This window comes from Pseudomonas sp. FSL L8-0168, assembly GCF_037976155.1.
Lineage (GTDB): Bacteria > Pseudomonadota > Gammaproteobacteria > Pseudomonadales > Pseudomonadaceae > Aquipseudomonas > Aquipseudomonas paracarnis.
Genome location: NZ_CP150262.1, coordinates 3,220,561 through 3,245,447, shown reverse-complemented (window position 1 = coordinate 3,245,447; position 24,887 = coordinate 3,220,561). Strand labels below are relative to the sequence as shown.

At 60.2% G+C, this 24,887-nt stretch carries 24 protein-coding genes, 4 tRNA genes, 1 pseudogene and 1 riboswitch; of the genes and pseudogenes, 19 read left to right on the top strand and 10 right to left on the bottom strand.

Annotated features, from left to right (window positions below):
• Positions 1 to 266: 266 nt before the first annotated feature.
• Together MHH62_RS14710 and MHH62_RS14705 are read right to left on the bottom strand one after the other, a co-directional pair.
• Positions 267 to 719, bottom strand: a complete 453-nt coding sequence (locus MHH62_RS14710; RefSeq protein WP_232964678.1) for a hypothetical protein — start codon at positions 717 to 719, stop codon at positions 267 to 269.
• A gap of 391 nt (positions 720 to 1,110) precedes the next feature.
• Positions 1,111 to 1,344 carry a DUF6124 family protein gene (locus MHH62_RS14705; RefSeq protein ID WP_072433770.1) on the bottom strand — a complete coding sequence of 78 codons (234 nt, stop codon included), beginning with the start codon at positions 1,342 to 1,344 and terminating at the stop codon, positions 1,111 to 1,113.
• A gap of 513 nt (positions 1,345 to 1,857) precedes the next feature.
• On the opposite strand from MHH62_RS14705, the gene MHH62_RS14700 reads away from it, so the two are divergent.
• The 5 genes from MHH62_RS14700 to MHH62_RS14680 all read left to right on the top strand — a co-directional run bounded on the left by MHH62_RS14700 (position 1,858) and on the right by MHH62_RS14680 (position 6,167).
• A complete protein-coding gene (locus MHH62_RS14700; RefSeq protein ID WP_339231210.1) occupies positions 1,858 to 2,460 on the top strand; it encodes a hypothetical protein in 603 nt (200 codons plus the stop codon).
• A gap of 63 nt (positions 2,461 to 2,523) precedes the next feature.
• Positions 2,524 to 3,045, top strand: coding sequence for a DUF2846 domain-containing protein (locus MHH62_RS14695; protein WP_106111511.1), 522 nt, complete (start codon positions 2,524 to 2,526; stop codon positions 3,043 to 3,045).
• Between the two features lie 192 nt (positions 3,046 to 3,237).
• A complete protein-coding gene (locus tag MHH62_RS14690; protein ID WP_014719181.1) occupies positions 3,238 to 3,801 on the top strand; it encodes a nucleotidyltransferase family protein in 564 nt (187 codons plus the stop codon).
• A 164-nt stretch (positions 3,802 to 3,965) separates the two neighbouring features.
• Positions 3,966 to 5,498, top strand: a complete 1,533-nt coding sequence (locus MHH62_RS14685; protein ID WP_103452327.1) for a hypothetical protein — start codon at positions 3,966 to 3,968, stop codon at positions 5,496 to 5,498.
• A 156-nt stretch (positions 5,499 to 5,654) separates the two neighbouring features.
• A complete protein-coding gene (locus MHH62_RS14680) occupies positions 5,655 to 6,167 on the top strand; it encodes a hypothetical protein (RefSeq protein ID WP_060767750.1) in 513 nt (170 codons plus the stop codon).
• Positions 6,168 to 6,296: 129 nt separating this feature from the next.
• Here the strand turns inward: MHH62_RS14680 and chrA are convergent, their stop codons facing one another.
• Complete coding sequence (chrA, locus tag MHH62_RS14675; RefSeq protein ID WP_339231208.1) at positions 6,297 to 7,493, bottom strand: chromate efflux transporter; 1,197 nt, start codon at positions 7,491 to 7,493, stop codon at positions 6,297 to 6,299.
• Positions 7,494 to 7,658: 165 nt separating this feature from the next.
• On the opposite strand from chrA, the gene MHH62_RS14670 reads away from it, so the two are divergent.
• The 3 genes from MHH62_RS14670 to MHH62_RS14660 are packed head-to-tail and all read left to right on the top strand — an operon-like array spanning position 7,659 to position 9,509.
• Entirely contained in the window at positions 7,659 to 8,099 is a 441-nt protein-coding gene (locus MHH62_RS14670; RefSeq protein WP_014719179.1) for a TspO/MBR family protein, read from the top strand.
• On the top strand, positions 8,099 to 9,028 hold the full coding sequence (locus MHH62_RS14665; protein ID WP_014719178.1) for an alpha/beta hydrolase: 930 nt from the start codon (positions 8,099 to 8,101) through the stop codon (positions 9,026 to 9,028). The genes MHH62_RS14670 and MHH62_RS14665 overlap by 1 nt, the downstream gene beginning before the upstream one ends.
• Positions 9,018 to 9,509 carry a GNAT family N-acetyltransferase gene (locus MHH62_RS14660; RefSeq protein ID WP_137204280.1) on the top strand — a complete coding sequence of 164 codons (492 nt, stop codon included), beginning with the start codon at positions 9,018 to 9,020 and terminating at the stop codon, positions 9,507 to 9,509. Before MHH62_RS14665 ends, MHH62_RS14660 begins: the two co-directional genes overlap by 11 nt.
• 152 nt (positions 9,510 to 9,661) lie before the next feature.
• Here MHH62_RS14660 and MHH62_RS14655 read toward each other — a convergent pair whose 3' ends face one another.
• Genes MHH62_RS14655 through MHH62_RS14645 form a run of 3 tightly spaced genes read right to left on the bottom strand, consistent with a single transcriptional unit; the run spans position 9,662 to position 12,434 of the window.
• Complete coding sequence (locus tag MHH62_RS14655) at positions 9,662 to 10,426, bottom strand: ABC transporter ATP-binding protein (protein WP_014719176.1); 765 nt, start codon at positions 10,424 to 10,426, stop codon at positions 9,662 to 9,664.
• Entirely contained in the window at positions 10,423 to 11,427 is a 1,005-nt protein-coding gene (locus MHH62_RS14650) for an iron ABC transporter permease (RefSeq protein WP_003192595.1), read from the bottom strand. Before MHH62_RS14650 ends, MHH62_RS14655 begins: the two co-directional genes overlap by 4 nt.
• Positions 11,424 to 12,434 (bottom strand): ABC transporter substrate-binding protein, encoded by a 1,011-nt coding sequence (locus tag MHH62_RS14645; protein WP_020302464.1) that lies wholly within the window; start codon positions 12,432 to 12,434, stop codon positions 11,424 to 11,426. Before MHH62_RS14645 ends, MHH62_RS14650 begins: the two co-directional genes overlap by 4 nt.
• Before the next feature lie 114 nt (positions 12,435 to 12,548).
• Positions 12,549 to 12,742: riboswitch (cobalamin riboswitch) on the bottom strand.
• Between the two features lies 1 nt (position 12,743).
• Here MHH62_RS14645 and MHH62_RS14640 point away from each other — a divergent pair.
• Positions 12,744 to 12,851: pseudogene (locus MHH62_RS14640) on the top strand (outer membrane lipoprotein carrier protein LolA); the annotation flags it as partial.
• Positions 12,852 to 12,860: 9 nt separating this feature from the next.
• Here MHH62_RS14640 and MHH62_RS14635 read toward each other — a convergent pair.
• Positions 12,861 to 13,790 (bottom strand): DNA/RNA non-specific endonuclease, encoded by a 930-nt coding sequence (locus tag MHH62_RS14635; RefSeq protein WP_339231204.1) that lies wholly within the window; start codon positions 13,788 to 13,790, stop codon positions 12,861 to 12,863.
• A 136-nt stretch (positions 13,791 to 13,926) separates the two neighbouring features.
• Here MHH62_RS14635 and MHH62_RS14630 point away from each other — a divergent pair, with 136 nt between their 5' ends.
• Both MHH62_RS14630 and MHH62_RS14625 read left to right on the top strand, forming a co-directional pair.
• Positions 13,927 to 14,988: a M4 family metallopeptidase gene (locus MHH62_RS14630; protein ID WP_339231203.1), complete on the top strand. Its 1,062-nt coding sequence runs from the start codon at positions 13,927 to 13,929 to the stop codon at positions 14,986 to 14,988.
• Between the two features lie 29 nt (positions 14,989 to 15,017).
• Positions 15,018 to 15,323, top strand: a complete 306-nt coding sequence (locus MHH62_RS14625) for a protealysin inhibitor emfourin (protein WP_073454100.1) — start codon at positions 15,018 to 15,020, stop codon at positions 15,321 to 15,323.
• Between the two features lie 8 nt (positions 15,324 to 15,331).
• Here MHH62_RS14625 and MHH62_RS14620 read toward each other — a convergent pair whose 3' ends face one another.
• Entirely contained in the window at positions 15,332 to 16,726 is a 1,395-nt protein-coding gene (locus MHH62_RS14620) for an aldehyde dehydrogenase family protein (protein ID WP_014719170.1), read from the bottom strand.
• Between the two features lie 254 nt (positions 16,727 to 16,980).
• Here MHH62_RS14620 and MHH62_RS14615 point away from each other — a divergent pair, with 254 nt between their 5' ends.
• Positions 16,981 to 17,853 (top strand): LysR family transcriptional regulator, encoded by an 873-nt coding sequence (locus tag MHH62_RS14615; RefSeq protein WP_019820847.1) that lies wholly within the window; start codon positions 16,981 to 16,983, stop codon positions 17,851 to 17,853.
• A gap of 106 nt (positions 17,854 to 17,959) precedes the next feature.
• On the opposite strand, the gene MHH62_RS14610 is transcribed toward MHH62_RS14615, so the two are convergent.
• Positions 17,960 to 18,169 carry a hypothetical protein gene (locus MHH62_RS14610; protein WP_005789784.1) on the bottom strand — a complete coding sequence of 70 codons (210 nt, stop codon included), beginning with the start codon at positions 18,167 to 18,169 and terminating at the stop codon, positions 17,960 to 17,962.
• 106 nt (positions 18,170 to 18,275) lie between these two features.
• Complete coding sequence (locus MHH62_RS14605; RefSeq protein WP_032903807.1) at positions 18,276 to 19,472, bottom strand: amino acid aminotransferase; 1,197 nt, start codon at positions 19,470 to 19,472, stop codon at positions 18,276 to 18,278.
• Positions 19,473 to 19,815: 343 nt separating this feature from the next.
• On the opposite strand from MHH62_RS14605, the gene uvrB reads away from it, so the two are divergent.
• From uvrB to MHH62_RS14570, 7 genes are all read left to right on the top strand, one after another.
• Entirely contained in the window at positions 19,816 to 21,831 is a 2,016-nt protein-coding gene (gene uvrB, locus MHH62_RS14600) for an excinuclease ABC subunit UvrB (RefSeq protein WP_003192575.1), read from the top strand.
• A 184-nt stretch (positions 21,832 to 22,015) separates the two neighbouring features.
• Positions 22,016 to 23,497 carry a glutamate--tRNA ligase gene (gltX, locus tag MHH62_RS14595; RefSeq protein ID WP_019820852.1) on the top strand — a complete coding sequence of 494 codons (1,482 nt, stop codon included), beginning with the start codon at positions 22,016 to 22,018 and terminating at the stop codon, positions 23,495 to 23,497.
• A 147-nt stretch (positions 23,498 to 23,644) separates the two neighbouring features.
• Positions 23,645 to 23,720, top strand: a tRNA-Ala gene (locus MHH62_RS14590).
• A 79-nt stretch (positions 23,721 to 23,799) separates the two neighbouring features.
• Positions 23,800 to 23,875, top strand: a tRNA-Glu gene (locus MHH62_RS14585).
• Positions 23,876 to 23,925: 50 nt separating this feature from the next.
• A tRNA-Ala gene (locus MHH62_RS14580) sits at positions 23,926 to 24,001 on the top strand.
• A gap of 81 nt (positions 24,002 to 24,082) precedes the next feature.
• A tRNA-Glu gene (locus MHH62_RS14575) sits at positions 24,083 to 24,158 on the top strand.
• A gap of 185 nt (positions 24,159 to 24,343) precedes the next feature.
• Complete coding sequence (locus tag MHH62_RS14570; RefSeq protein ID WP_014719166.1) at positions 24,344 to 24,883, top strand: TetR/AcrR family transcriptional regulator; 540 nt, start codon at positions 24,344 to 24,346, stop codon at positions 24,881 to 24,883.
• Positions 24,884 to 24,887: the final 4 nt, after the last annotated feature.

Here is a 24,887-nt window from a genome sequence, read left to right as displayed (position 1 = left end):
AATCGTTTTCGAAGAAATCGAATCTCCCCCTTGCTGCTTGCTTACTCTGGGCACCTTCACTTTAATGTTCCAGAACCGCTCAGAGGCTGAAAGCTTTCTCAAGCTCCTGATGGGGGCGCAGACATCGTTTAGCCCCAATCGCTGAACGTCTGCTTCTGGCCGATTGCTGCCCTTCGTGGAGGGCAGGTTAGTGTCGGATGCTCTCCTTTGCCACGTAGCATTCGATCACCGCCCAACTCAGTTTGTGACGGTGATCGTCGCAATCGTTATTCCTTCTCCAGCTCTGCAATACCTCTCACCGGATAGATCACTTCATGGGTGTCCAGATTTCGAATCTCGGATTCGATAGTAATGGTCGAGACCTGACGCCCCGGGGGCCCATTGATGTCGTCGCGGGTGGTGAAGTCCACGACATATCGCTGGCCTGCGCGGAATTCCACATCGCGAGCACCGAAGCCGCACTTGGCGCCACCGGTACCCAAGGCATTCATCGATACCCAACACCAGCTCAAGGAGTGTTTGCCTGGGGTCAAGCGCAGTGCCTGCTTGCCGGAAACGTCAAGGATTGAGCGCCGCCCGGAACCCTCTAGTAGTTGGTCGTCCACATGCGTGGCCAGCAGCAATCGATGGAATTTTACTCCCAATCCGCGAAAACGGGTGGTGGCGAAATACACCACTGGCGCATTGGCCGCGTTATTGGACAGGTCATATGGCGTCATCAACTCCGGTGCCCAATCGCCTTGGTAATCCTTGTAGTGGTAGTTGGAACAAGCGGTTGTGAGACCGGCAATCAGCAGAACAGCTGGGAGTTTGAGATACGACAGAAATGACGACGAGCGCGTTATTCTTCCTTGTTTAACGAGTTGGTTAGGATACCGCATCGCGAAGCCAGCTAGTACTTGAGCGGATTAGGAAACTCATCGCCCATCAGTTTCGAGCCAGCGAAAGTACAAGCGCACTTTTAAAGCAGTCGTCGCTCTCGTCATCGCAGAGGGCTTTGTGCTGAGGCTGAATCCACCAAAGCCATCAAGCGCCAAATCGTCGAGTCGTTGTATGTGGCTTACAACGACGCGACGAGATCATCGATCTAATGAATTGAAGAGCTGATCATCAGCCAGGGCAGGGCGCTTCGCGGTCCAGGAGTCTGGCGGTGAGGAGTACGCCCAGTTCGCTCAGTTGGTGTATGGCGAGGGCGATGTCGCGGTGTTTGCCGTTGAGGTCTTCGGACAGGTCGAGCAGCAGGGTGCTGACGCTGGTGAAGGTTTCGTAGCTGTTGGTGATGAGGGTTTCGTTGCTGGTGTTGGGGGCGACGGTGAAGAGCGTTGTTGAATCTGCTTTTGGCATGAGTAGACATCCTGAGTGATGCCACCACCTTTCCGCTACTAAACAGTGGGTGGCAGCTGTACGCAGGTTAGTAGACCGGTGGATATCTAAAGCCGGCGCGCCCGAAGACGCCCTACGCACAGCCACCATCAAGCACAGACGCACTGTCTGATTGATGAAACTCATGCACTAATAGATACCCAAGCTCAGGCTACTAAACCCGAATCACTGAACAATTCAGCGACCGAGCCACCTTAGAGACGGCCACCTCAGCGCACAAGCCGGCGGATTCTGACGCAGGCGTAGGCAATGGAGCAAGGTGCGGCAGGGGAATCGGATTTTGCCTTCAGGCGCTGCGTGATCGTTTGGGTTTTTCGCGAGCAAGCTCGCTCCTACAGGAGTGGGTTGTTATCAGGGTGCGGGTAGCTGGACAATAGAGGCCGACGAGCCAGCAACGAAGCATCAGATGTGCGAACGTTTGGTTCGCTCGGCTGGGCTCCACGAACTGCAAGATTACTGATCGGAAAAAAACCAATGCTAGGGAAAGTCAGCAGTAAACATCTCGTCTGGGGCGCAGTCGCACTTTGCGCGACCCTTTTGTCCGGCTGCGCGACGTCACGCTACGACGGCAAGCACGCACCGGACCCAAGTAAGGCGATCATCGTGGGTTCGGTTGGTGAGAGCTTTCCGATGATGCAGCCCCATGGGCTGGTGGTTGAGATCAAGCAACAGGGAGCCCCGGGCACCGTATTACGGCTGACGACGCTGGGCAATGAAGATGATCAGCCATCACTCCATTTGCTGGGCCATTACTTCATGTATGAAGTGCCACCGGGTGAGTATGAGTACACGCAGTGGCATTACGTGTATTACGCGGGTAAGTCGATGCCGCGCCCGGTGCCTGCGGTTTTCTCGGTGAAGGCCGGGGAAACTCTCTATATCGGTGATCTGCGCGTCGATGCCCTGCGCTTTTGCCTGTCAAACGTGAACAATGCCGATGACACGGTGCAGGCGCTCAAGCGCAAGTACCCGATGCTCAAGGACCGGAACATCGTGAATCTGACACCGAAGAGTGGTTTTGCGCCTTGGCCGAGTTCTGATGCCACTGACTTCGGTAAAGGGTTGTGCACGATTTGAAGCCGGTACCGGTGACAGTCATCAAACCCGACGCCCATTGATCCACGTTCAAGGAATTCATGCATGAAGCGCTCTACGCTACTCTGGGTCGGCCTGTTCGCAGCCCTGGCCTCACTGACCGGTTGCATCAGCGGTCCGGACCTCAAAGGCCAACCGTTCTTCACGTCACCGGCGGAACCTCGTGCGGATGAGGCCACGGTTTACTTTTATCGCACGGCGGCGAGCATCGGTAGCGGGGTCGCCCCGACTATTCAGGTCGATGGCCGCACCGTCGGCAGCTTGCCTTCCGGTAGTTTTTTCAAGGCCGGCATTCCCGCTGGTAAGCACAGCGTCGCCTCCACTTCGCCACCGATCATCAGCGGTATGGTTAACCAGCGTTTCGATATCACCGTCGAGAATGGCAAGGTGTATTACATCGCCGATCAACTCAGCACCTCTGACTACAAGGATGGGCAGACCTTGGGTGAAGTCGACGGCCGTCGTTTCAGCGGAACAATGTTTTACTCGCGCTATGCGCTTGTGCCTGCCGAGGAAGCGCTGCGTTCTATCAAGTGGTGCCAGGAGCTGCCGGCAACCGCACGGTAACCCCCCGCCCCACTTCATCAACATCCAACTCGCCGAGTCGTTTTACGTGGATTAGGAAGACGCGGCGAGTGGCCGAGCTATTGTGTGAAGGGATAATCATCAGCCAGGGCAGGGCGCTTGGCGGGCAAGCTTGCTCCTACAGGAGGGCCATATTCAGGTGTTATGGTTGGCGCTGACGATGGAGGACTGAACATGACATTGACTGTCGACACCTTGCTCGAATTGGCCATGGCCAACCCTATCAATGCGCACATCACCGCGCGCCTGCCGGAGCTTGGTGTGCAGCAGTGCTTGCTCACGGCGGGCTGTTTGTTCCAGGCGGTGTGGAACCATCAGGCGAATCTGCCGGCGGCTCAGGGCGTGAAGGACTATGACGTTTTTTACTTTGACGAGGACCTGTCCTACGAGGCGGAAGACGCGGTAATTCGTGCGGCGCAGGTGCTATTCCAAGACCTGGGGGTGAATGTGGAGGTCAGGAATCAGGCGCGGGTGCACCTTTGGTATGGGCAGCGGTTTGGCCGGCCTTACCCGCAGTTGCATTCGGCTCGGCAGGGGGTTGACCGTTACCTGGTGGCGGGTACGTGCATTGCGCTGGATATTGCCTCGGGCGAGGTGTATGCGCCTTATGGCTTGGAGGATGTGGAGCAGGGTGTCTTGCGCATCAACCCTTTGCATCCGGAGCCGGCGCTGTTTTTGCACAAGGCCAGGAGTTATCAGGCGCGTTGGCCGTGGCTCAAGATTGTCGAGCCGGGCTGAGCCCCAATGCCGGCCAGTTAAGACGCAGCGCGGAAAAGGGGACGGGGAGTAATACAGGTATCATATAGTGGCTCTGTGCTACCTTTATTGAGGGCTGCACCTCGCCTTTGATGAAGCTGACTTACTCCCTCCTTCTACCCGCGATCTTGGAACGGTGACACGCAATGGATGCAAGCATTCAGCCGATTGAACTTTACGGCCACACCCTTGAGACACCGCAAAGCAAGCTTGATACAAACCAGGTCAGGCAAGCATTCTCGACGATTGCCGCGACGTGGTCGCAGAAAATCAATGCGGGCTTTTACGATCTGTTTTCCAACCTGGATAGCGTCTACGAAGGCGGCGATGATCTAGCAGATAAGATCCGCCTCCAGGCAATAGGCCAAAGTATCAAGCTCACCGTGGCCCACGGGATCTACGATATCGACGAAGAGCGCTTCTACGACGCGTTCATGCAGCGCTACGACTCATGGGATGAAGATTTCGGCGTATTGGCCGAGCAATACGAAGCCATTGTCGAGCGTTCAGCCGAGGTGGATGCGCATCGCACCAATCGTCGCCGTGGTCGTCGCCAATGGGTAGGCTATGGTTCAGAGAAGGCGGTATACGATGCCGACGCCAAAAACCTGATGTCCAATATTGGTCATGGGGTATTCAACCTGATGGCCAAAGGGGTCAGCGCACTCGGCGACTCGTTTAAGAAAGACGAGATTTTCAAGCGCCCGGCAACGGTCAAGGCGTTCGCAGACGGTGCCAGCAATATCGTTAATGCGGCCTACCTTGCGACCCTCGATGCCATCAATGCCGATTCGCCCGGTAAGTTGCACAGCTATTCAAAGGACGAGATCAGAAAGTCCCAGGCGATTACCGAGAATATTGAAAAAGGCCTGATCCCCGACGAGGCCGTGTTGCCGTCGGCGGTCAAGGCGATCAGCGCTTATCCCTACAACGAGCGTATCTATCCGATCCTGCTACGAAAGTTTGGGGGTGATCAAGGGCGACTCGATGGTGTTGTGGAGTACTTCGGTATGGGCGGCCTGCTCAAGGAAAAGCAAGCTCTGATCCAGGAGCAATTGCGCCAGTGCGACCTCAGCACTGTGGAAAGTTTCAGCGCCAGTCGCCCGGACATCGAGCGCTATGCGCAATTTATCAATTATGAACGTTTCGATGAACACTGTGAGCGAGTGATCGAGAAAATCGTGGCGCGCGAGACGCAGGCAAGCGCGCTATCGGTTGTTACGCCTGTACTACCAGGCTCAGCGAAACGCGGCGGCTGCGGGTTGACCGTGGCGACTGCCGCCCAAGGTTTCAGGTCCAACGCCGATCACAAGTTCTATGTGGCGCCGGACTTGCCGACGAAGAAGGTCCTGACCTTCGAATCCAAGAACGCGTTGAACATTGCCAAGGACGAGGTGGTGTTCTTCTTCGACGAAACAGTGTTCGGCTCTGGCGACAAGGGCGTACTGGTTGATCTTGAGTACGTATACGTGCGCCTGCAATTCAAGGAGTCGCACCGCGTGGCACTTGCCGATATTGCCGACGTGACCATCAGCGGTCTAATGAATAAAAAGCTGACGATGGCCAAGCGTGACGGAACCAATGTGGATGTGGTGCTGACCCAAAGCAACAAAGGCGCGACCAGCCTAAGCGAAGCCATCCTCGGACTGGTGCGGTTGAGCAAGGCGGCGGTGAACTGATCTACCACGCCAATAATCTTTTGGGGCCTGGTTCTTTCCGACCTATGAGGTAGCGGCTGTGTGCCGCGCCTTACAAAATAGTTAATGGGTTCCACAAGGCGGCACCTTTAGGCGCACGCTGGGTGTTACCCCATTGGCAATACAAGGACGATGCACATGACCCTAGGCGATCTCGCTCAGATTCTGGAAGACCACTTCAGGCCCAAGGCCCGTGACATCACGCGCTTTGCAGGCACCGGCTACTCGTTTGAAGAGTGGTTCAACTGGGAACAATTCAGCGCGTTTACCGCTCTAGCGTTCGAGTGCAATCCCAAACCTGGCTACAGGACACACTTTACTGGCCACGCATCCGGCCAATTGGGTGACATCGCGATTTCGGCGAAGGATGGCACAACCTGGTTGGTGGAAACGTCGTTGGTGCATGCCTATACGCAAAACAAATGGAAAGCCAAAATCACAGAAGATCGGGCAAAACTCCAAGGCGCCGTTGCACAAGGGGTTCGCAAGGTTCAGCTAATGTTGTTGTGCAGTGATGTAGAAACAGACCTTCAGACCCAGTGGGCCTACTGGTTTGAGGATATGCCCTTTTGGGCCGCGCCAGACTCGAAAAAAGACTTTAGTGATGGTGAGCAGGGAGAAGTGTGCTTGTTACTTTGGGAGGTGGAGTAACGACAGCAGATGCCGTGCTCTTGGCATGACGGAACAGGTCGAACGCAATTGCCGCTCTCGTCATTCGGGCTTTCATTGAATCTCTGATGGGGGGCGGGTGTTAACGATCATCCTCCACACAGGCCTGCGCTAGCCCAGTAAGCCGCCCAGTGCGCCGCAACCTATCACCACCAGCCATGGCGGCAGCTTCCACACCATCAACGCGACCAGTGCGAGCAACGCCAACGCCACGTCATAGCCGTTGAAAACCGCACTGGTCCACACCGGCTGGTACAGCGCCGCCAACAACAGGCCAACCACCGCCGCGTTCACCCCGGCGAGCGCCGCCTGGGTACGCGGGCTTTTGCGCAGGTTGGCCCAGAAGGGCAAGGCGCCGAAGATCAGCAGGAACGACGGGGCGAAGATCGCCAGCAGCGCGATCACCCCGCCAGGCCAACCGCTCGGGGCGTGGGTCATGGAGGCGCCGAGGAAGGCGGCGAAGGTGAATAGTGGGCCGGGCACAGCTTGAGTGGCGCCGTAACCGGCGAGGAATACATCGTTGCTGACCCATTGGCTGGGCACCACTTCGGCTTGCAGCAATGGCAACACCACGTGGCCGCCGCCGAATACCAGCGCGCCGGTGCGGTAGAAGGCGTCCACCAGCGCCAGCGTGGGGTTGAGCGCCCATGCGGCGAGGAGTGGCAAGGCCACCAGCAACAGCAAAAACAGCATCAACCACAGGGCTCCGGTGCGGCGGCTGATGGCGATGGGCAGGGCGTCGGGCTCGGCACTGCTCTCGGGCTTGAACAACAGCAGGCCAGCCACGCCTGCAGCCACCATGACCCCGACCTGAGCCCAGGCGGAGGGTTGCAGCAGCACCACGCAGGCGGCGATCAACATCAACGCCACCCGTAAAACGCCTCGGCACAGGTTGCGTGCCATGCCCCACACGGCCTGGGCCACCACCGCCACGGCGACAACCTTGAGGCCGTGCAGCGCGCCATGGGGGAGGGCGCCGCCGTAGTGGGCCAGCCCCAGGGCAAACAGAATCAGGGCGATGGCCGACGGCAAGGTGAACCCGGCCCAGGCTGCCGCCGCGCCCCGGTAACCTGCTTGGGACAGGCCCAACGCGATACCGACCTGGCTGCTGGCCGGGCCTGGGAGGAACTGGCACAGGGCGACCAGTTCGGCATAGCTGCGCTCGCTGAGCCAGCTGCGGCGGGTGACGAACTCTTGGCGAAAATAGCCCAGGTGCGCAATCGGCCCGCCGAAAGAGGTGAGGCCCAGGCGCAGGAAGATCAGGAACACTGACCAGGGGCGGCTGCGGTGATCGGTAAGCTGGGGCAAGGGGATGTCTCGGGCAACGGTGCTGGATGTTGCCGACCATAACCAATTTTCATGACGCGTAGAAGCGCGGGTATTTCGCCGCCCCCCATTGAATTTATCCGCGGTTGCTTGAGTCACTTAAAAGCAGTGTACTGTTTTCCATCCACTGGACCTCAAGGACCGATCATGACCTTTTTCATCTTCCTGCTTGCCTGCGCCGCCGCCGCCAGCACTGGCGTGATCTTCAAACCGGGCGCCTGGTACGAATCCCTGGTCAAGCCCAGTTTCACCCCACCCAATTGGCTGTTCCCAGTGGCCTGGACGATCATCTACCTGCTGCTGGCCTGGGCCGGTTACCGCTTGACCCTGATCCCCGGCAGCGAAATGGTGTTGGCCCTGTGGGCGGCGCAAATTGCGTTGAACACCCTGTGGACGCCGGTGTTCTTTGGTGCCCATCGGTTGTTCGCCGGGATGGTGATTATCGTGCTCTTGTGGCTCACCGTGGCAGCGATGGTGCTGCTGGCCGTGCGCCTGGATTTGATTACCGGCCTGATCCTGTTTCCGTATCTGGTGTGGCTGTGCGTGGCCGCGGCGTTGAACTTCTCGATCCTGCGTAATAACCGCTGATGGCCTACCAGCATTGGCCTGCCAGCGAGCCCGAACTGGCCCAGATGCGGCGCTTCAATCGCACACTGGCGTGGATGCCGCGCTTCAAGGTCCGCAACCGCGTGATGCCGCGTCTGATCCAGGCGCTGTTGCGTGCCAGCCAGACCTTCAAGAAGGCGCCCCTGGCGGAACGCAAAATGCTCGGGGCGATCCCCTTGCGCATCCTGCGCCCGGCAGGCCCGCCCAGAGGCGTAGTGCTGGACATCCATGGCGGTGGCTGGGTGATTGGCAATGCGCAAATGGATGACGACCTTAACCTCGGCATGGTGAATGCGTGCGACGTGGCCGTAGTGTCGGTGGATTATCGACTGGCGGTGGATACGCCAATTGAAGGGCTGTTGGATGACTGCCTGACGGCTGCGCGCTGGCTTTTGGCGGACTGCCCGGAGTTTGCCGGCCTGCCGGTGTTTTTTGTCGGTGAATCGGCCGGCGGGCACCTGGCGGCGGCCACTTTGTTGGCGCTCAAGCAATGGCCCGAGTTGCTCCAGCGGGTGAGCGGCGCGGTGTTGTATTACGGCGTCTACGATTTGACCGGCACGCCCAGTGTGCGCACGGCCGGGCCGGACACCTTGTTGCTGGACGGGCCGGGCATGGTCCAGGCGCTGCGCCTGCTGACGCCGGGGATCAGCGACGAGACGCGCCGTCAGCCACCGTTGTCGCCCTTGTATGGGGACTTTGAAGGGCTGCCGCCCGCGTTGATGTTTGTGGGTGAACTGGACCCGCTCAAGGATGACACTCTGCTGATTGCCGAGCGATGGCCAACGGTGGAGGCTCATTTGCTGCCAGAAGCGGCCCACGGGTTTATTCACTTTCCGGTGGCGATGGCCGATCGCGTGTTGGCTTACGCTCGCCAGTGGATAACGAGCCGCATCCTTGGCGATGAGCGTTAGTATCGAGGCGGTGCAGGCCGCTGACATTCCCCAGGTGCTGAGCTTCGCTTTGCTGGCGCGGGATGAACTGTTTCCCACGCTCAGTGCCACCGGCGTCCCCCACGATCTGGCGCAGTTTGAAGCGATCTACCTTGAGGGGGGCGGGCGGTTTTTGATTGCTCGTGCCGAAGGCCGGATCGTTGCCTCGGTGGCTTATCGGCCCTACGACGGCCGCTTCCCGCAGTTGAACTACCAGGGGCGCAAGACGGTGGAAGTGGTGCGCCTGTATGTGCTCCCGGCAGCGCGACGCTTGGGCCTGGCGGGCCGGTTATACCGCTCGCTGGAGGCGCTGGCGCGGGCCGATGGCGTAGAGATGATGTACTTGCATACCCATCCGTTTCTGCCCGGTGCGATTGATTTCTGGCGCAGGCAGGGGTTTGAGGTGGTGGATGTCGAGGCCGACCCGATATGGCAAACCACCCACATGCATCGGCCTCTGTAGGTGAAGTGTGGGAGGGGGCTTGCCCCCGATAGCGGTCGGCCAATCACCGATGTATTTGCTGACACTCCCTCATCAGGGGCAAGCCCCTCCCACATTTGGACCACAGTTGGCCGTCAGACCGTCACCAGAGCAAGCTGCCCCAACCTACGGATTCAGTTGGAGCGCAGGCGCAGGATTTGCGCGCCGTCGAACGGGTCCGTCAGGTAATGCCCCTGCACGCCGAAGGTCTCCTGCAAGCGCTGTGGCGTCAGCACTTGCAGCGGCGCGCCCAGGGCCACCAGTTGCCCGCGATCCAGCACGGCCAGGCGATCACAGGTCAACGCCTGGTTCAAATCATGCAGCGCAATCAAGGTGGTCACTGGCAAGCCTTGCACGCCTTTGAGGATCGCCAGTTGATGTTGGATATCCAGGTGATTGGTCGGCTCATCCAGCAATAAAATCTGCGGGCGTTGCGCCAGGGCGCGGGCGATGTGCACGCGCTGGCGTTCGCCCCCCGAGAGGCTGCGCCAGGCGCGTTGGCTCAGGTGGGTGGCGTCTACGTCATGCAGGGCCTGGTGCACGATGGCGTCGTCCTCGCGTGACCACGGGCTCAACGCCGACAGCCATGGCGTGCGGCCCAGGGCCACGGCATCGAACACGCGGATCGCGTCGTCGGTGTCGGCCTGTTGCTCCACGACCGCCAATTGCTGCGCGATGGTGCGGCGCGACAACTCACCGAGCCGCTTGCCACCCAGGCGAACCTCACCGCTGGCCGGCACACGCAAACCAGCCAGCAATTTGAGCAGGGTGGATTTGCCTGAACCATTGGGCCCGACGATACCCAGGGTCTCACCCAACTGCACGTCCAGGTCAATGTCGCGCAGCAACTGCGCGTCACGCACTTTGAAGCCCAGGCCGCGGCAACTGAGCACGCTCATCGCGCATTCCTCCGGCCAATCAGGATCAGCGCAAACACCGGCGCGCCTACCAATGCGGTCACCACCCCCACCGGAATCACCTGGCCCTTGATCAAGGTGCGCGACAGCACGTCTGCAGCGATCAGAAACAGCGCGCCCCCCAAGGCGCTGGCCGGCAGCAAGCGCGAATGCCCGGTGCCAAGCAACAGGCGCACCGCATGGGGAATCACCAAGCCGACAAACCCGATGGAGCCGACGATGGACACCATCACCGCCGTCACCAGCGCGGCGCAGGCCACCAGCACAAATTGCACGCGGCGCACCGGGATGCCGAGGGAGGCCGCCGAGTCGCTGCCGAAGGTGAACGCATCCAGTGCACGCCGGTGCCACAGGCACACCGCGAGCCCCACGACCGCCACCGGCACCGCCAACCACACCGACGGCCAGCGTACGCCGCTGAGGTTGCCCAGCAGCCAGAACATAATGCCGCGGGCTTGTTCGGAACTGGCCGACTTGGTGATCAGGAAGGCGGTCAGGGCATTGAACAACTGTGAACCGGCGATGCCCGCGAGGATGATCTGCCCGGTACCGCTGGACGATCCGCTGGCCCGCGCCAGCAGCGTCACCAGCGCAAATGCCGCCATCGCCCCCACAAACGCGCCCGCCGACAACGACACCAAGCCACCGCCCACGCCGATCAAGGCGACGAGCACTGCGCCGGTTGACGCGCCGGCGCTGATGCCCAGCAGGTACGGGTCGGCCAGCGGGTTACGCAGCAGTGATTGCAGGATCACGCCGCACGTTGCCAACCCTGCGCCGCAGGCTGCGGCCACCAGGGCGCGGGTGAGGCGGTAGTTCCACACCACGCCTTCGTCGATGGGGTCCAGTACGTAGCCGGCGGCCCAGAGTTTATTGGCGAGCACCTGCAGCACCACCTGCGGTTCGATGGCGGTTTCACCGATGGCGACGCCAGCGAGCAGGGCGAGCAACAGCAGCGCCAGGGCGAGTAGGGTGCGCATCATTTGCCCAGGTGGTAGCCGTCGATGGCGGCCGCCAGTTGTTCAAGGCCCTCGAAGGTGCGCAGGCTCGCCTGCAAGGCAAGGGCGTCGAGGATGATGATGCGGTTGTTCTTCACCGCGTCCATGTTGCGGGTCACGGGGTCGCTGCGCAGGAAGGCGAGTTTCTTTTCATGGTCGTCGGCCGGGTAGCGGCGGCGGTCCATGCGTGCGATCACCAGGAAGGTGGGGTTGGCCTTGGCGATGGTTTCCCAGCCGACGGCAGGCCACTCCTCATCGGACTGCACCACGTTACGCAGGCCAAGGGTTTGCAGCATGAATTGCGGCACGCCTTTGTGGCCGGCTACGTAAGGGTCGCTGGCCATTTCGGCGCTGGAGAACCACACCAGTGCACTGGCTTGCTGCAAGCCCTTGCCCTGGGCCGTGGCGACGGACTTGGCCAGGCGCGCCTTGAGTTCGTCGGTCAGTTGTTGGCCGCGATCCTGCACGTCGAAAATCTGCGCCAGTTGCTGGAGGCTCTGGTAGATCGTCTCGATGCGAAAGGGCTCCAATCGCGTGCCATCGGCGCCCACCAGGTTGTCCTTGCCTTCGCAGTCGGACGGCAACAGGTAGGTGGGGATCTTCAGTTCATGAAACTGCTCACGGGTGCCGACCACGCCTTGGGGGCCCACCACCCATTCCAGCTCGGCGGCCACCAGTTGCGGGCGCTTGGCGAGTACGGCTTCAAAGCTGGGCTCGTTGTTGGCCAGGCGCTCGATGTGATCGTCCTGGGCCTTGTACTGCGCCGCCACGTTGTTGAACCACAGCGAAGTGCCGACCACCTTGTCGCCCACACCCAGGGCGTAGAGCATCTCGGTGGCGGCCTGGCCGATGGTCACGCTGCGGGCGGGGGCGTGCTGGAAGGTCAGGGTGCTGCCGCAGTTTTGCAGGGTCAGCGGGTACTGAGTGGGCGCGGCTTGCGCCAGGGCACACACACTCAAACCTGCGATCAGGGCGGTAACGCGTGGCAGCATGAGGCGATCTCCTTGTGAACCGTAGGTGCAGCAGGGGAGGTACGGCTCGGAAATACGCCCATGGGCGCTGCTGATGCGCAGGGCCAGGATGTCCTTCCCGGACACCCCGCCGGTTAGTGAATTAGCTGGGCCGGCAGGTCTCCTGACTGATGCGTCGTCGCCATGCCCCGCCTTCCCGGACGTGGTCCAGTGGCATTCAAGGGCAGGCTCGGCATCTACAGTTGCGGGGGCAGTTTCGGTTCACGCCGCGTGCGGCGTTTCGAATTCCCTGTTAGTCCCATACGGGAACCGGCGGCCGTATGGTAAGCGATCATCCCTGTAGGAGCGAGCTTGCTCGCGAAGGTCGTCAACGATAACGCTGGGCACCTGATGCCCCGCGGCGCTTTCCTGGTCTTCGCGAGCAAGCTCGCTGCTACAAAAGAAGCGTCAGAGCCGAATATCCTGGGGGCCGCGGATCAGCGCTTCGATCCGGGTGCCTGTGGCGCGCTCTTCGTTGCTGAAGCCGTCGTAGTCGGCCAGGTTGGCGAAGCGGATGCCGGTCAATTGTTCGATCGCAATCACACTGCGCTGGTAGGTTCGCAGCGGGCCGAATACCAGGTCGAGTTGGCCCAGCTCGCGGCTTTGGTCGATCATGTAGGCGCTGGCGGACGGCTTGCCCTCGTCGCTGAGGTAGGCCACCACTTTCCAGAACGCCTTGGGGATTTTCACGCCACGGTAAAGTCGGTCGTCATCGGCGAACACTGGTCCGGTAAATACCGTGGCCCGGGCTTTCCAGCGCTGGGTGTTGTCGAGGATGTAGTCTTCGAGTTCCAGCCACGTCTTCTGGTTGAAGCCGCTCATCTGTGGCGAGCAGTTGGTGAAGTGAAAGGTGTCGAAGTTGGCGGTGGTCGCCTCGTCGCCCCAATTGGGATCCTGGCGCCGTACCAGGTGGCCGCGGTCCAGGCCATTGCCGGCATAGAGCTCTTCACCTACCTGCGCCTCCAGGGGTAGGCGACCATCGTAGGCCCAGGTGTCGTTGCTGCGGGTGATGTCTACATGCTTGGCGCCGTCGATATTCACCCCCACGTACAGCGCCAGTCGTCGAGAGCGCGACAGGGTGATGGAGAAATGCGTGTAGTCCAGACGCTTGGGTTGCACGTCGCCTGCCAGTGGCTGGTCAACCGTGGGCCATGGCACCACGAAGTCGCTGAGGAAGTCGTCGGCATAGCCCGCGCGGTTTGTGAGGTCCTTGGCTGCTGTGACACGCGGCGTCGCGGCTCTGGCTTCCAGCAGGCTGGGGCTGGCTGCGACCAATGGGCGCAGGTCGGCGAGCCTTGGGCGATGGGAAAGGTCAATGTTAGCTGTGCGGGCAGGCATGGGCATGTTCCTTATGGGCCTCGGATAAACACCACTGAAACACAAACTCATGACAATTTGGCCCAGGTGGCGAACTCAGGACTATCCTGAAAACCGTTACCCGGACGTTCATCACACGCCAAAAAGGAGCCAGCTCATGTGTGTTCGCCAACCGCGCAACCCGATTTTTTGCCTGATCCCGCCGTACATGCTCGACCAGATCGCCCGCCACGGGGACAAAGCCCAACGGGAAGTTGCACTACGCACGCGTGCCAAGGACAGCACGTTTCGCTCGTTGCGCATGGTCGCGGTACCCGCCAAGGGCCCGGCCCGCATGGCACTGGCCGTGGGCGCCGAGAAGCAACGCTCGATCTACAGCGCCGAAAACACCGACAGCCTGCCCGGCAAGCTGATTCGCGGCGAAGGGCAGCCCGTCAGTGGCGATGCCGCAGTAGACGAAGCCTATGACGGCCTGGGCGCAACCTTCGATTTTTTCGACCAGGTCTTCGACCGCAACTCCATCGACGATGCGGGCATGGCGCTGGACGCCACGGTGCACTTCGGCCAGGACTACAACAATGCGTTCTGGAATTCGACCCAGATGGTGTTCGGCGATGGCGACCAGCAGTTGTTCAACCGCTTCACCGTGGCACTCGACGTCATTGGCCATGAGTTGGCCCATGGCGTGACCGAGGATGAAGCCAAGCTGATGTATTTTAATCAATCCGGTGCGCTGAACGAGTCGCTGTCGGATGTGTTTGGTTCGCTGATCAAGCAGTACGCGCTGAAGCAAAAGGCCGAGGACGCCGACTGGTTGATCGGCAAGGGGCTGTTTACCAAAAAGATCAAAGGCACCGCTCTGCGTTCGATGAAAGCGCCGGGCACCGCGTTTGATGACAAGCTGCTGGGCAAAGACCCGCAGCCTGGGCACATGGATGATTTTGTGCACACTTACGAGGACAATGGTGGCGTGCATATCAATTCCGGCATTCCCAACCACGCGTTCTATCAGGTGGCCACCCGGATTGGCGGGTTCGCCTGGGAGCGTGTCGGGCGTATCTGGTATGACGCACTGCGCGATTCGCGGTTGCGGCCCAATTCCGGCTTTTTGCGTTTTGCACGTATCACGCACGATATTGCCGGCCAGCTTTATGGTGTGAACAAAGCTGAGCAAAAGGCAGTCAAGGAAGGCTGGAAAGCGGTGGGCATAAACGTTTGACGAAGCCGCCTGAGCGGCGAGGAAAAACCATGCGAATTTCAATCAAGGAAAGCGGCGGACCGGCGTTTTTTCCGGGGTTGGCCAAGCCGCGCACGGTAGAGTTGGACGCGCTGCCCGAGCCTGATCAGCAGGAGTTGCGGCAACTGATTGAAGCGTCGGGTTTCTTTCGGCTGCCGCAAAGCACTCGCCCTGAACCAGGCAACCCCGGCCAGGTGCATTACACCCTGACAGTGACGGAAGGAGCGCGCGAGCACACGGTCTGCGTACTCGCGCCGGTAAAACCCCAGGCCCTGGATGGTTTGGTGCAGTGCGTGCGGCGACATATCAATTGTTGAGGCGCCAACTACTTACGATCCAGCCACACCGTCTGCGCATTGCAGAACTCGCGTACACCGAAGTGCGACAGCTCGCGGCCGAACCCGCTCTTCTTCACGCCGCCAAACGCCACCCGCGGGTCTGAGACGCTGAACGCGTTGACGAATATCCCGCCGGTTTCCAACTGGTCGGCAATCGCCCGCGCCTTTGCGGAATCGGCTGTGAAGATACTCGCGGTCAGGCCAAACTCGCTGTCATTGGCCAGCGCCACGGCGTGCTCGGCGTCGCGGGCGGTGATGATCGAGGCTACTGGGCCGAACAGTTCCTGTTTGAACGACGTCATTTGGTCGGTGACGTCAGCCAGGACGGTCGGTTCGTAGTAATTGCCCGCGCCCGCGACTTTATGGCCACCCAGCAGCAGCGTGGCGCCTTCTTCCAGGGTCGCCTGGACCTGGCCGTGCAGTTCGTCACGCAGATCAAAGCGCGCCATGGGGCCGATATAGGTGCTGTAGGAGGTGGGCTCGCCCATCACCAGGGCGCGGCTGGCTTCTAGGAATTTGGCGGTGAAGGCTTCAACCACGCCCGCTTCGATGATCAAGCGCTTGGCGGCGGCGCAGACTTGGCCGCTGTTCTGGAAGCGGCCGATGACAGCGGCTTGTACGGCGGCGTCGAGGTCAGCGTCGTTGAGCACGATAAAGGGGTCGGAGCCGCCCAGTTCCAGCACGCATTTCTTCAACGCGGCCCCGGCCTGTGAGCCGATGGCGATGCCAGCGCGCACGCTGCCGGTGAGGGTCACAGCGGCGATGCGCGGGTCGGCGATGGCGGTGGACACGCCGTCCTGGGTTACGTTGATGACTTCAAACACGCCTTCAGTAAAACCGGCTTTGCGCAACGCTTGCTGGATCAGGTAGGCGCTGCCCATCACATTTGGCGCGTGTTTGAGTACGTAGGTGTTGCCGGCAAGCAGGGTCGGCACCGCGCCGCGCAGTACTTGCCATACCGGGAAATTCCACGGCATTACCGCGAGGATCGGGCCCAGTGGGCGGTATTCGATCCGGGCGCTGCCGTTGTCCACCAGGGTGGGCTCCGGGGCGAGCATGGCCGGGCCGTGGGCGGCGTACCATTCGCTCAGTTGCGCGCACTTTTCGATTTCGGCACGGGCCTGGGCGATGGGTTTGCCCATTTCCAGGGTGATCATTTGCGCCATGTCTTCAGCTTGCTCACGCAGGGCGGCAGCCAGGGCCAGCAGGTATTCGGCGCGCTGGCTCACAGGCGTGCGGCGCCAGGTGCGGAAGGCATCGGTCGAGCGGGCGAGGGCGGCGTTCAGCTGTTCTGCGCTTTCGTAGGGGTAGCTGCCGACTGTTTCGCCGCTGGCGGGGTTGATCGACAGGGCGTGGGTCTGGTGGGAGATAGCATTGTTCATGGCACCGTCCGGCTGAATGAGTGGAATGGGGCCAGCGTACGGGGCTGTATGTTTTCTGGAAACTGAATAATATTAAGCAATATATTCTCATTACGAGAATGTTTGGCCTAAGCTCGTCCCCACGCTCTGCGTGGGAATGCATCCCATGACGCTCCGCGTCAAAGACCTATGCGCCAACGATCGGACGCGGAGCGTCCGAGGCAGCGTTCCCACGCAGAGCGTGGGAACGATCATGTACATGATTGGAGAATGATTTGGATCTTGTGCAACTGGAAATCTTCAAGGCCGTTGCCGAGCAAGGCAGCATCAGCGCCGCCGCGCAGTTGATTCATCGCGTGCCATCGAACCTCACCACGCGCATCAAACAACTGGAGCAGGACCTGGGCGTGGAGTTGTTTATCCGCGAGAAAAGCCGCTTGCGCCTGTCGCCGGCCGGGTGGAATTTCCTTGGCTATACGCGGCGCATTCTCGACCTTGTGCAAGAAGCCCGTGCGACGGTGGCGGGGGAGGAGCCCCAAGGCGCCTTTGCCCTGGGCTCGCTGGAGAGCACGGCGGCCGTGCGTATACCTGCGTTACTGGCGGCGTATAACCAGCAATACACCAAGGTCGAGCTAGACCTGAGCACCGGCCCCTCGGGCACCATGATCGAAGGTGTGCTGTCGGGCCGGCTGACGGCGGCCTTTGTCGATGGGCCGGTGCTGCATTCCACGCTAGAGGGTGTGGCGGTGTTCGAGGAAGAGATGGTGGTGATTGCGCCACTGCATCACGCGCCGATCACCCGCGGCCAGGATGTGAATGGCGAGAACATCTATACGTTTCGCTCCAACTGCTCTTACCGGCATCACTTCGAACGCTGGTTCTCACAGGATGGCGCGGTGCCGGGCAGGATCTTCGAGATCGAGTCGTACCACGGCATGTTGGCCTGTGTCAGCGCCGGGGCCGGGCTGGCGCTGATGCCACGCAGCATGCTGGAGAGTATGCCGGGGTGTGCGGCGGTGAGTGTGTGGCCGCTGCCCGACACATTCCGTATCTTGAATACCTGGCTGATCTGGCGGCGGGGCACGGTGTCACAAAGCTTGAACAGCTTCGTAAAACTGCTGGAAGAACGCAATCTGCCAGCATCCTAGATCAAATGTGGGAGCTGGCTTGCCTGCGATAGCGGTGTGTCAGTTAATGAATCTTTAACTGAACCGCCTCTATCGCAGGCAAGCCAGCTCCCACAGGTGTCGTACATCAGCCGCCGAACTGCAGGGTGCCCATGGCCAGTTTGGCCATGATTGCCGTCGCGCCCAGTTGTACCAGCCATAACGCCAACCCACCGAGGAATACTCCCAGCGCAACCTGCAACACCAGGCTCTTCTGGCGCTTGGCTTGCGGTGCGCGTGGGGCGTAGTCGTGCAGTTCGTCGCGGTCGGCGCGCAGGTCCAGGTCATCGTTTCTCATTAGGGTTCTCGCAGCAAAGAGGCAGTCGGCGTTCAGTCTAGTGTGTTCGCCAATAAAAAGGGGGAAGCCAGTGGCTTCCCCCTTCGTCTTACGTTTGCCGGCTTGCTTACAGCACCTCGACAATCGCCTTGGTCACGGCACCAATGTTCGATTGGTTCAGCGCCGCTACGCAGATACGGCCGGTATCCAGTGCGTAGATACCAAACTCGCTGCGCAGACGGGTGACTTGCTCAACGCTCAAACCGGAGTAGGAGAACATCCCGCGCTGGCGACCGACGAAGCTGAAGTCATGGCCTGGAGCCGCCTTGGCCAGTTCGGCCACCATCTGCTCGCGCATACCGCGAATGCGCAGGCGCATCTCGGCCAGCTCGGCTTCCCACTGGGCGCGCAGCTCAGGGTTGTTCAACACTGCGGCAACGATGGCTGCGCCGTGGGTGGGCGGGTTGGAGTAGTTGGTGCGGATCACACGCTTGACCTGGGACAGGATGCGCGCGCTTTCTTCCTTGGACTCGCTGACGATCGACAGCGCGCCTACGCGTTCGCCATACAGCGAGAACGACTTGGAGAACGAGCTGGACACAAAGAAGGTCAAGCCTGATTCCGCGAACAAGCGCACCGCGGCGGCGTCTTCGTGGATGCCGTCGCCGAAGCCCTGGTAGGCCATGTCGAGGAACGGCACCAGGTTCTTGGCCTTGACCACGTCCAGCACGTTTTGCCAGTCGGCCGGGCTGAGGTCGACGCCGGTCGGGTTATGGCAGCAGGCGTGCAGCACCACGATGGACTGTGGCGGCAGGGCGTTGAGGTCTTCGAGCAGGCCGGCACGGTTCACGTCGTGGGTGGCGGCGTCGTAGTAGCGGTAGGCCTGCACCGGGAAACCGGCTTTTTCAAACAGCGCCTGGTGGTTTTCCCAGCTTGGGTCGCTGATGGCGACGACGGCGTTGGGCAGCAATTGCTTGAGGAAGTCGGCGCCGATTTTCAGCGCGCCTGTGCCGCCCACGGCCTGGGCGGTAATCACACGGCCGGCGCTCAACAGCGGCGACTCAGCGCCAAACAGCAGCTTTTGCACGGCCTGGTCGTACGCCACGATGCCGTCGATTGGCAAGTAGCCACGGGCGGCATGTTGCGCCACACGAATGGCTTCCGCTTCGGCAACGGCACGCAAGAGTGGAATCTTCCCCTCCTCGTTGCAGTAAACGCCCACGCCAAGGTTCACCTTGGTGGTTCGTGTGTCGGCGTTGAATGCTTCGTTGAGGCCCAGGATTGGATCGCGTGGTGCCATTTCGACAGCGGAGAACAGGCTCATTTTTGCGGCAGCTCTATGGGGGGTAGGAGGGACGTGTCGCGCTCCAGCCGAATGCACTAGAGCGGTGCACAAACGGGGAGCTAGTATAGAGGCCATCACGGCTGAGAGCGACAACGGAAACGGCTTTTCGGCCATGTTTTTCGGTTTATTTGCTGACCGTTAGTCTTATTGCAACATTGGCGAGCAAGGTCGTGTAGGACGACGGCCTTGAAACCCGTCACATTTGACACCACTTCTACAGCTATCATGGTTTTTTCCTGCAACCTGCGATGATTATTCGCGGGTTGCTGAGCTATTTCGTCCCTGGCGGTGTCGAGTCTGGGGTGACTTCACGAGGTACGTTATGTCGGATTTCCAGCTCGTTACCCGTTTTGAACCCGCCGGCGATCAACCGGAAGCCATTCGTCAGATGGTCGAAGGCATTGAAGCCGGCCTGGCGCACCAGACGCTGCTTGGGGTGACCGGGTCCGGCAAGACCTTCAGCATCGCCAACGTGATCGCCCAGACCAACCGCCCGACCCTGGTGCTGGCGCCGAACAAAACCCTGGCGGCGCAGCTCTATGGCGAGTTCAAGGCGTTCTTCCCGAACAACGCGGTGGAGTATTTCGTTTCCTACTACGACTACTACCAGCCCGAAGCCTATGTGCCGTCGTCCGATACCTTTATCGAGAAGGATGCGTCGATCAACGACCACATCGAGCAGATGCGCCTGTCGGCCACCAAGGCACTGCTGGAGCGCAAAGACGCGATCATCGTCACCACGGTGTCGTGCATCTACGGCTTGGGCAGCCCGGAAACCTATCTGAAGATGGTGCTGCACGTCGACCGTGGTGACAAACTCGACCAGCGCGAATTGCTGCGGCGCCTGGCGAGCCTGCAGTACACCCGTAACGACATGGATTTTGCCCGCGCCACCTTCCGGGTGCGCGGCGATGTGATCGACATCTACCCGGCGGAATCCGACCTGGAAGCGATTCGCATCGAGCTGTTCGATGATGAGGTCGAAAGCCTGTCAGCCTTCGACCCGTTGACCGGTGAAGTGATCCGCAAGCTGCCACGCTTCACCTTCTACCCCAAAAGCCATTACGTGACCCCACGCGAAACCTTGATGGGCGCCATCGAGGGCATCAAGGTCGAGCTGGCCGAGCGCCTGGAATACTTGCGCTCCAACAATAAGCTGGTGGAAGCCCAGCGCCTGGAGCAGCGCACTCGCTTCGACCTGGAGATGATCCTGGAACTGGGTTACTGCAACGGCATCGAAAACTATTCGCGTTACCTGTCGGGCCGTGACTCCGGGGCGCCGCCACCGACGCTCTATGACTACCTGCCGCCGGACGCCTTGCTGGTGATCGACGAATCCCACGTCAGCGTGCCGCAGGTGGGCGCCATGTATAAGGGCGACCGTTCGCGCAAGGAAACCCTGGTGGAATACGGTTTCCGCCTGCCGTCGGCGCTGGACAACCGGCCGATGCGCTTTGACGAGTGGGAAGCCATCAGCCCGCAGACCATCTTCGTCTCCGCTACACCCGGCAACTATGAAGCCGAGCACGCGGGCCGCGTCATCGAGCAACTGGTACGTCCCACTGGCCTGGTGGACCCGGAAATCGAAATCCGCCCCGCGCTGACCCAGGTCGACGACTTGCTCTCGGAAATCAACAAGCGCGTGGCCCTGGAAGAGCGGGTGCTGGTCACCACCCTGACCAAGCGCATGTCCGAAGACTTGACTGATTACCTAGCCGACCACGGCGTGCGCGTGCGTTACCTGCACTCGGACATCGACACCGTGGAACGCGTGGAAATCATCCGCGACCTGCGCCTGGGCACCTTCGATGTGCTGGTGGGGATCAACCTGCTGCGTGAAGGCCTGGACATGCCGGAAGTGTCGCTGGTGGCGATCCTGGATGCGGACAAGGAGGGCTTCCTGCGCTCCGAACGCTCGCTGATCCAGACCATCGGCCGAGCGGCGCGTAACCTCAATGGGCGGGCGATCCTGTATGCGGACCGCATCACCGGTTCCATGGAGCGGGCGATTGGCGAGACCCAGCGTCGTCGCGACAAGCAGATCGCGTTCAACCTGGAACACGGCATCACCCCCAAGGGCGTGTTCAAGGACGTTGCCGACATCATGGAAGGCGCCACCGTGCCGGGCTCGCGCAGCAAGAAGCGCAAGGGCATGGCCAAGGCCGCCGAGGAGAGCGCCAAGTACGAGAACGAACTGCGCTCACCGAGTGAGATCACCAAGCGGATTCGACAGCTGGAAGAGAAGATGTACCAGTTGGCGCGGGATCTGGAGTTTGAAGCGGCGGCGCAGACGCGTGATGAGATTGGCAAGTTGCGTGAGCGTCTGTTGGCTGTTTGATTTGCGTAGATTGGGCTGGCCTCATCGCGGCCAAGCCCGGCTCCCACATTGATCTGTGAACACGGTCAATGTGGGAGCTGGCTTGCCTGCGATGGCCGCGCCTTGGTTTTCCAGAAATCACCCAGGCTGTTACCATTCGCCCCTTGTTTCAATTTTCAGTTTTATCGCCCATTCGAGACCTGCCATGACCACCGTCCGCACGCGCATTGCGCCATCGCCTACTGGGGATCCCCACGTCGGTACTGCTTACATCGCCCTGTTCAACTACTGCTTTGCCAAGCAGCATGGTGGTGAATTCATCCTGCGGATCGAAGATACCGATCAACTGCGCTCCACCCGTGAGTCGGAACAGCAGATTTTCGATGCCCTGCGCTGGTTGGGCATTACCTGGGCTGAAGGCCCGGATGTCGGCGGCCCTCACGGCCCGTATCGTCAGAGCGAGCGCAGCGACATCTACAAGCAGTACACCCAGCAACTGGTCGATATGGGCCATGCCTTCCCGTGCTTCTGCACCGCCGAAGAACTGGACCAGATGCGCGCCGAGCAGCAGGCCCGTGGCGAGACCCCGCGTTACGATGGTCGTGCGTTGCTGTTGTCCAAGGAAGAAGTGGCTGCGCGCCTGGCCGCCGGTGAGCCTCACGTCATTCGTATGAAAGTGCCAAGCGAAGGCGTGTGCGTGGTGCCGGACATGCTGCGCGGTGACGTCGAGATCCCGTGGGACCGCATGGACATGCAGGTGCTGATGAAGACCGACGGCTTGCCGACGTACTTCCTGGCCAACGTGGTCGATGACCACCTGATGGGCATCACCCATGTGCTGCGTGGCGAAGAGTGGCTGCCATCGGCACCGAAACTCATTCTGCTGTACGAATACTTCGGCTGGGAGCAACCGCAACTGTGCTACATGCCGCTGCTGCGTAACCCGGACAAGAGCAAGCTGTCCAAGCGCAAGAACCCCACGTCGGTGACGTTCTACGAGCGCATGGGCTTTATGCCCGAGGCGATGCTCAACTACCTGGGTCGCATGGGCTGGTCTATGCCGGACGAGCGCGAGAAATTCTCGTTGCAGGAAATGGTCGACAACTTCGACCTGTCCCGCGTCTCCCTCGGTGGGCCGATCTTCGATATCGAGAAGCTGTCGTGGCTCAATGGTCAGTGGCTGCGTGACTTGCCCGTGGAGGAGTTTGCCTCCCGTGTGCAGCAGTGGGCATTGAACCCCGAGTACATGATGAAAATTGCGCCGTTGGTGCAGGGCAGGGTAGAGACGTTCAGCCAGGTCGCACCCTTGGCCAGTTTCTTCTTTGCTGGTGGCGTGAATCCCGATCCCAAGCTGTTCGAGTCCAAGAAGCTTTCCGGTGATCAGGTGCGCCAGCTGATGCAGTTGATTCTGTGGAAGCTTGAAAGCCTGCGTCAGTGGGAGAAGGATGCGATCACCGCGACCATCCAGGCGGTGGTGGAATCCCTGGAGCTGAAACTGCGCGATGCCATGCCGCTGATGTTTGCCGCAATCACCGGGCAGGCCAGTTCGGTGTCGGTGCTCGATGCGATGGAAATCCTCGGTCCGGACCTGACCCGTTTCCGTCTACGCCAAGCCCTTGATTTGCTTGGGGGTGTATCGAAGAAAGAAAACAAGGAATGGGAAAAGCTGCTGGGCGCTATCGCTTAAGCAGGCCGCTTAAGGCACGAAACCCCGGTTTTTCGGGGTTTCGTCGGTAAGTGATTGTTATCCCGGCAAAAAATTTTGGAAATTGTTGAAAATAAATTTGACACGTTTCCAAACCGCCATTAAGATTCGCCCCGTCCTCACCGATGAGGGGCTATAGCTCAGCTGGGAGAGCGCTTGCATGGCATGCAAGAGGTCAACGGTTCGATCCCGTTTAGCTCCACCAATTTACAGGTTCAAGGTTCCGGCCACACCGTCCTTGAATTGATCAGGTCTCAGCTCTGATCAGATGTACAGAAGGTTTTGTCCCCTTCGTCTAGTGGCCTAGGACACCGCCCTTTCACGGCGGTAACAGGGGTTCGAGTCCCCTAGGGGACGCCAGTTTCAACAAGCAGCTCGAAAGGTCTGCTGCGTCGCGAGACGAAAAATCCGGGGCTATAGCTCAGCTGGGAGAGCGCTTGCATGGCATGCAAGAGGTCAACGGTTCGATCCCGTTTAGCTCCACCAATTTTACAGGTTCAAGGTTCCGGCCACACCGTCCTTGAGTCGATCAGTTCTCAGCGCTGATCAGTTGTATAGAAGGTTTGTGTCCCCTTCGTCTAGTGGCCTAGGACACCGCCCTTTCACGGCGGTAACAGGGGTTCGAGTCCCCTAGGGGACGCCACGATTACCCGCTCTGCGGGATTTTTAAGGGTCATTCAATTATTGAATGGCCCTTTTGTTTGTCTGGCGTTTGGCCAATTCCCTCCTTTATTACCCATTTTTCTGTTCTGACCGGCGGTCGTGCTTGTCGCTTGCCAAATATTATTATGGTAATAATATTAAACCCCATGAGAGACGGAGGCTTCGATGAGCGATAAAAAAGCGCAAACCCGCGAACGTATTTTGCAGGCTGCCAGCGCGGCGTTGATCCAGCGTGGCCCGGCTGAGCCCAGTGTGGGCGAAGTGATGGGGGCGGCTGGGCTGACGGTAGGAGGCTTCTACGCGCATTTTGAAAGCAAAGACGCACTGATGCTGGAAGCGTTCAACCAGTTGTTGGCGCAGCGCCGCGCCTCCATCGATGACTTGGATGACCAGTTGACCGGCGAAGAGCGTCGCACGTTGGTCGCCGCGTTTTATCTGTCACGCAAGCACCGCGACTCCACGACCCAGGCCTGCCCGTTGCCCGCGACGGTGGGGGAGATGGGGCGCTTGCCGGATGCTTTTCGCGAGGTCTTGAACGAGCACGTCGAGTTGATGGCTGCGCAACTGGCCGGCAGCCCTGAAGAGATCGACAAAGCCCTGGCGGACATGGCCTTGATGGTCGGGGGGCTGACCCTGGCGCGGGCGCTGGGGCCGGGCGAGTTATCGGATCGGGTGATACGTGCGGCCAAGTCGGCGGTACGCTGAAAAA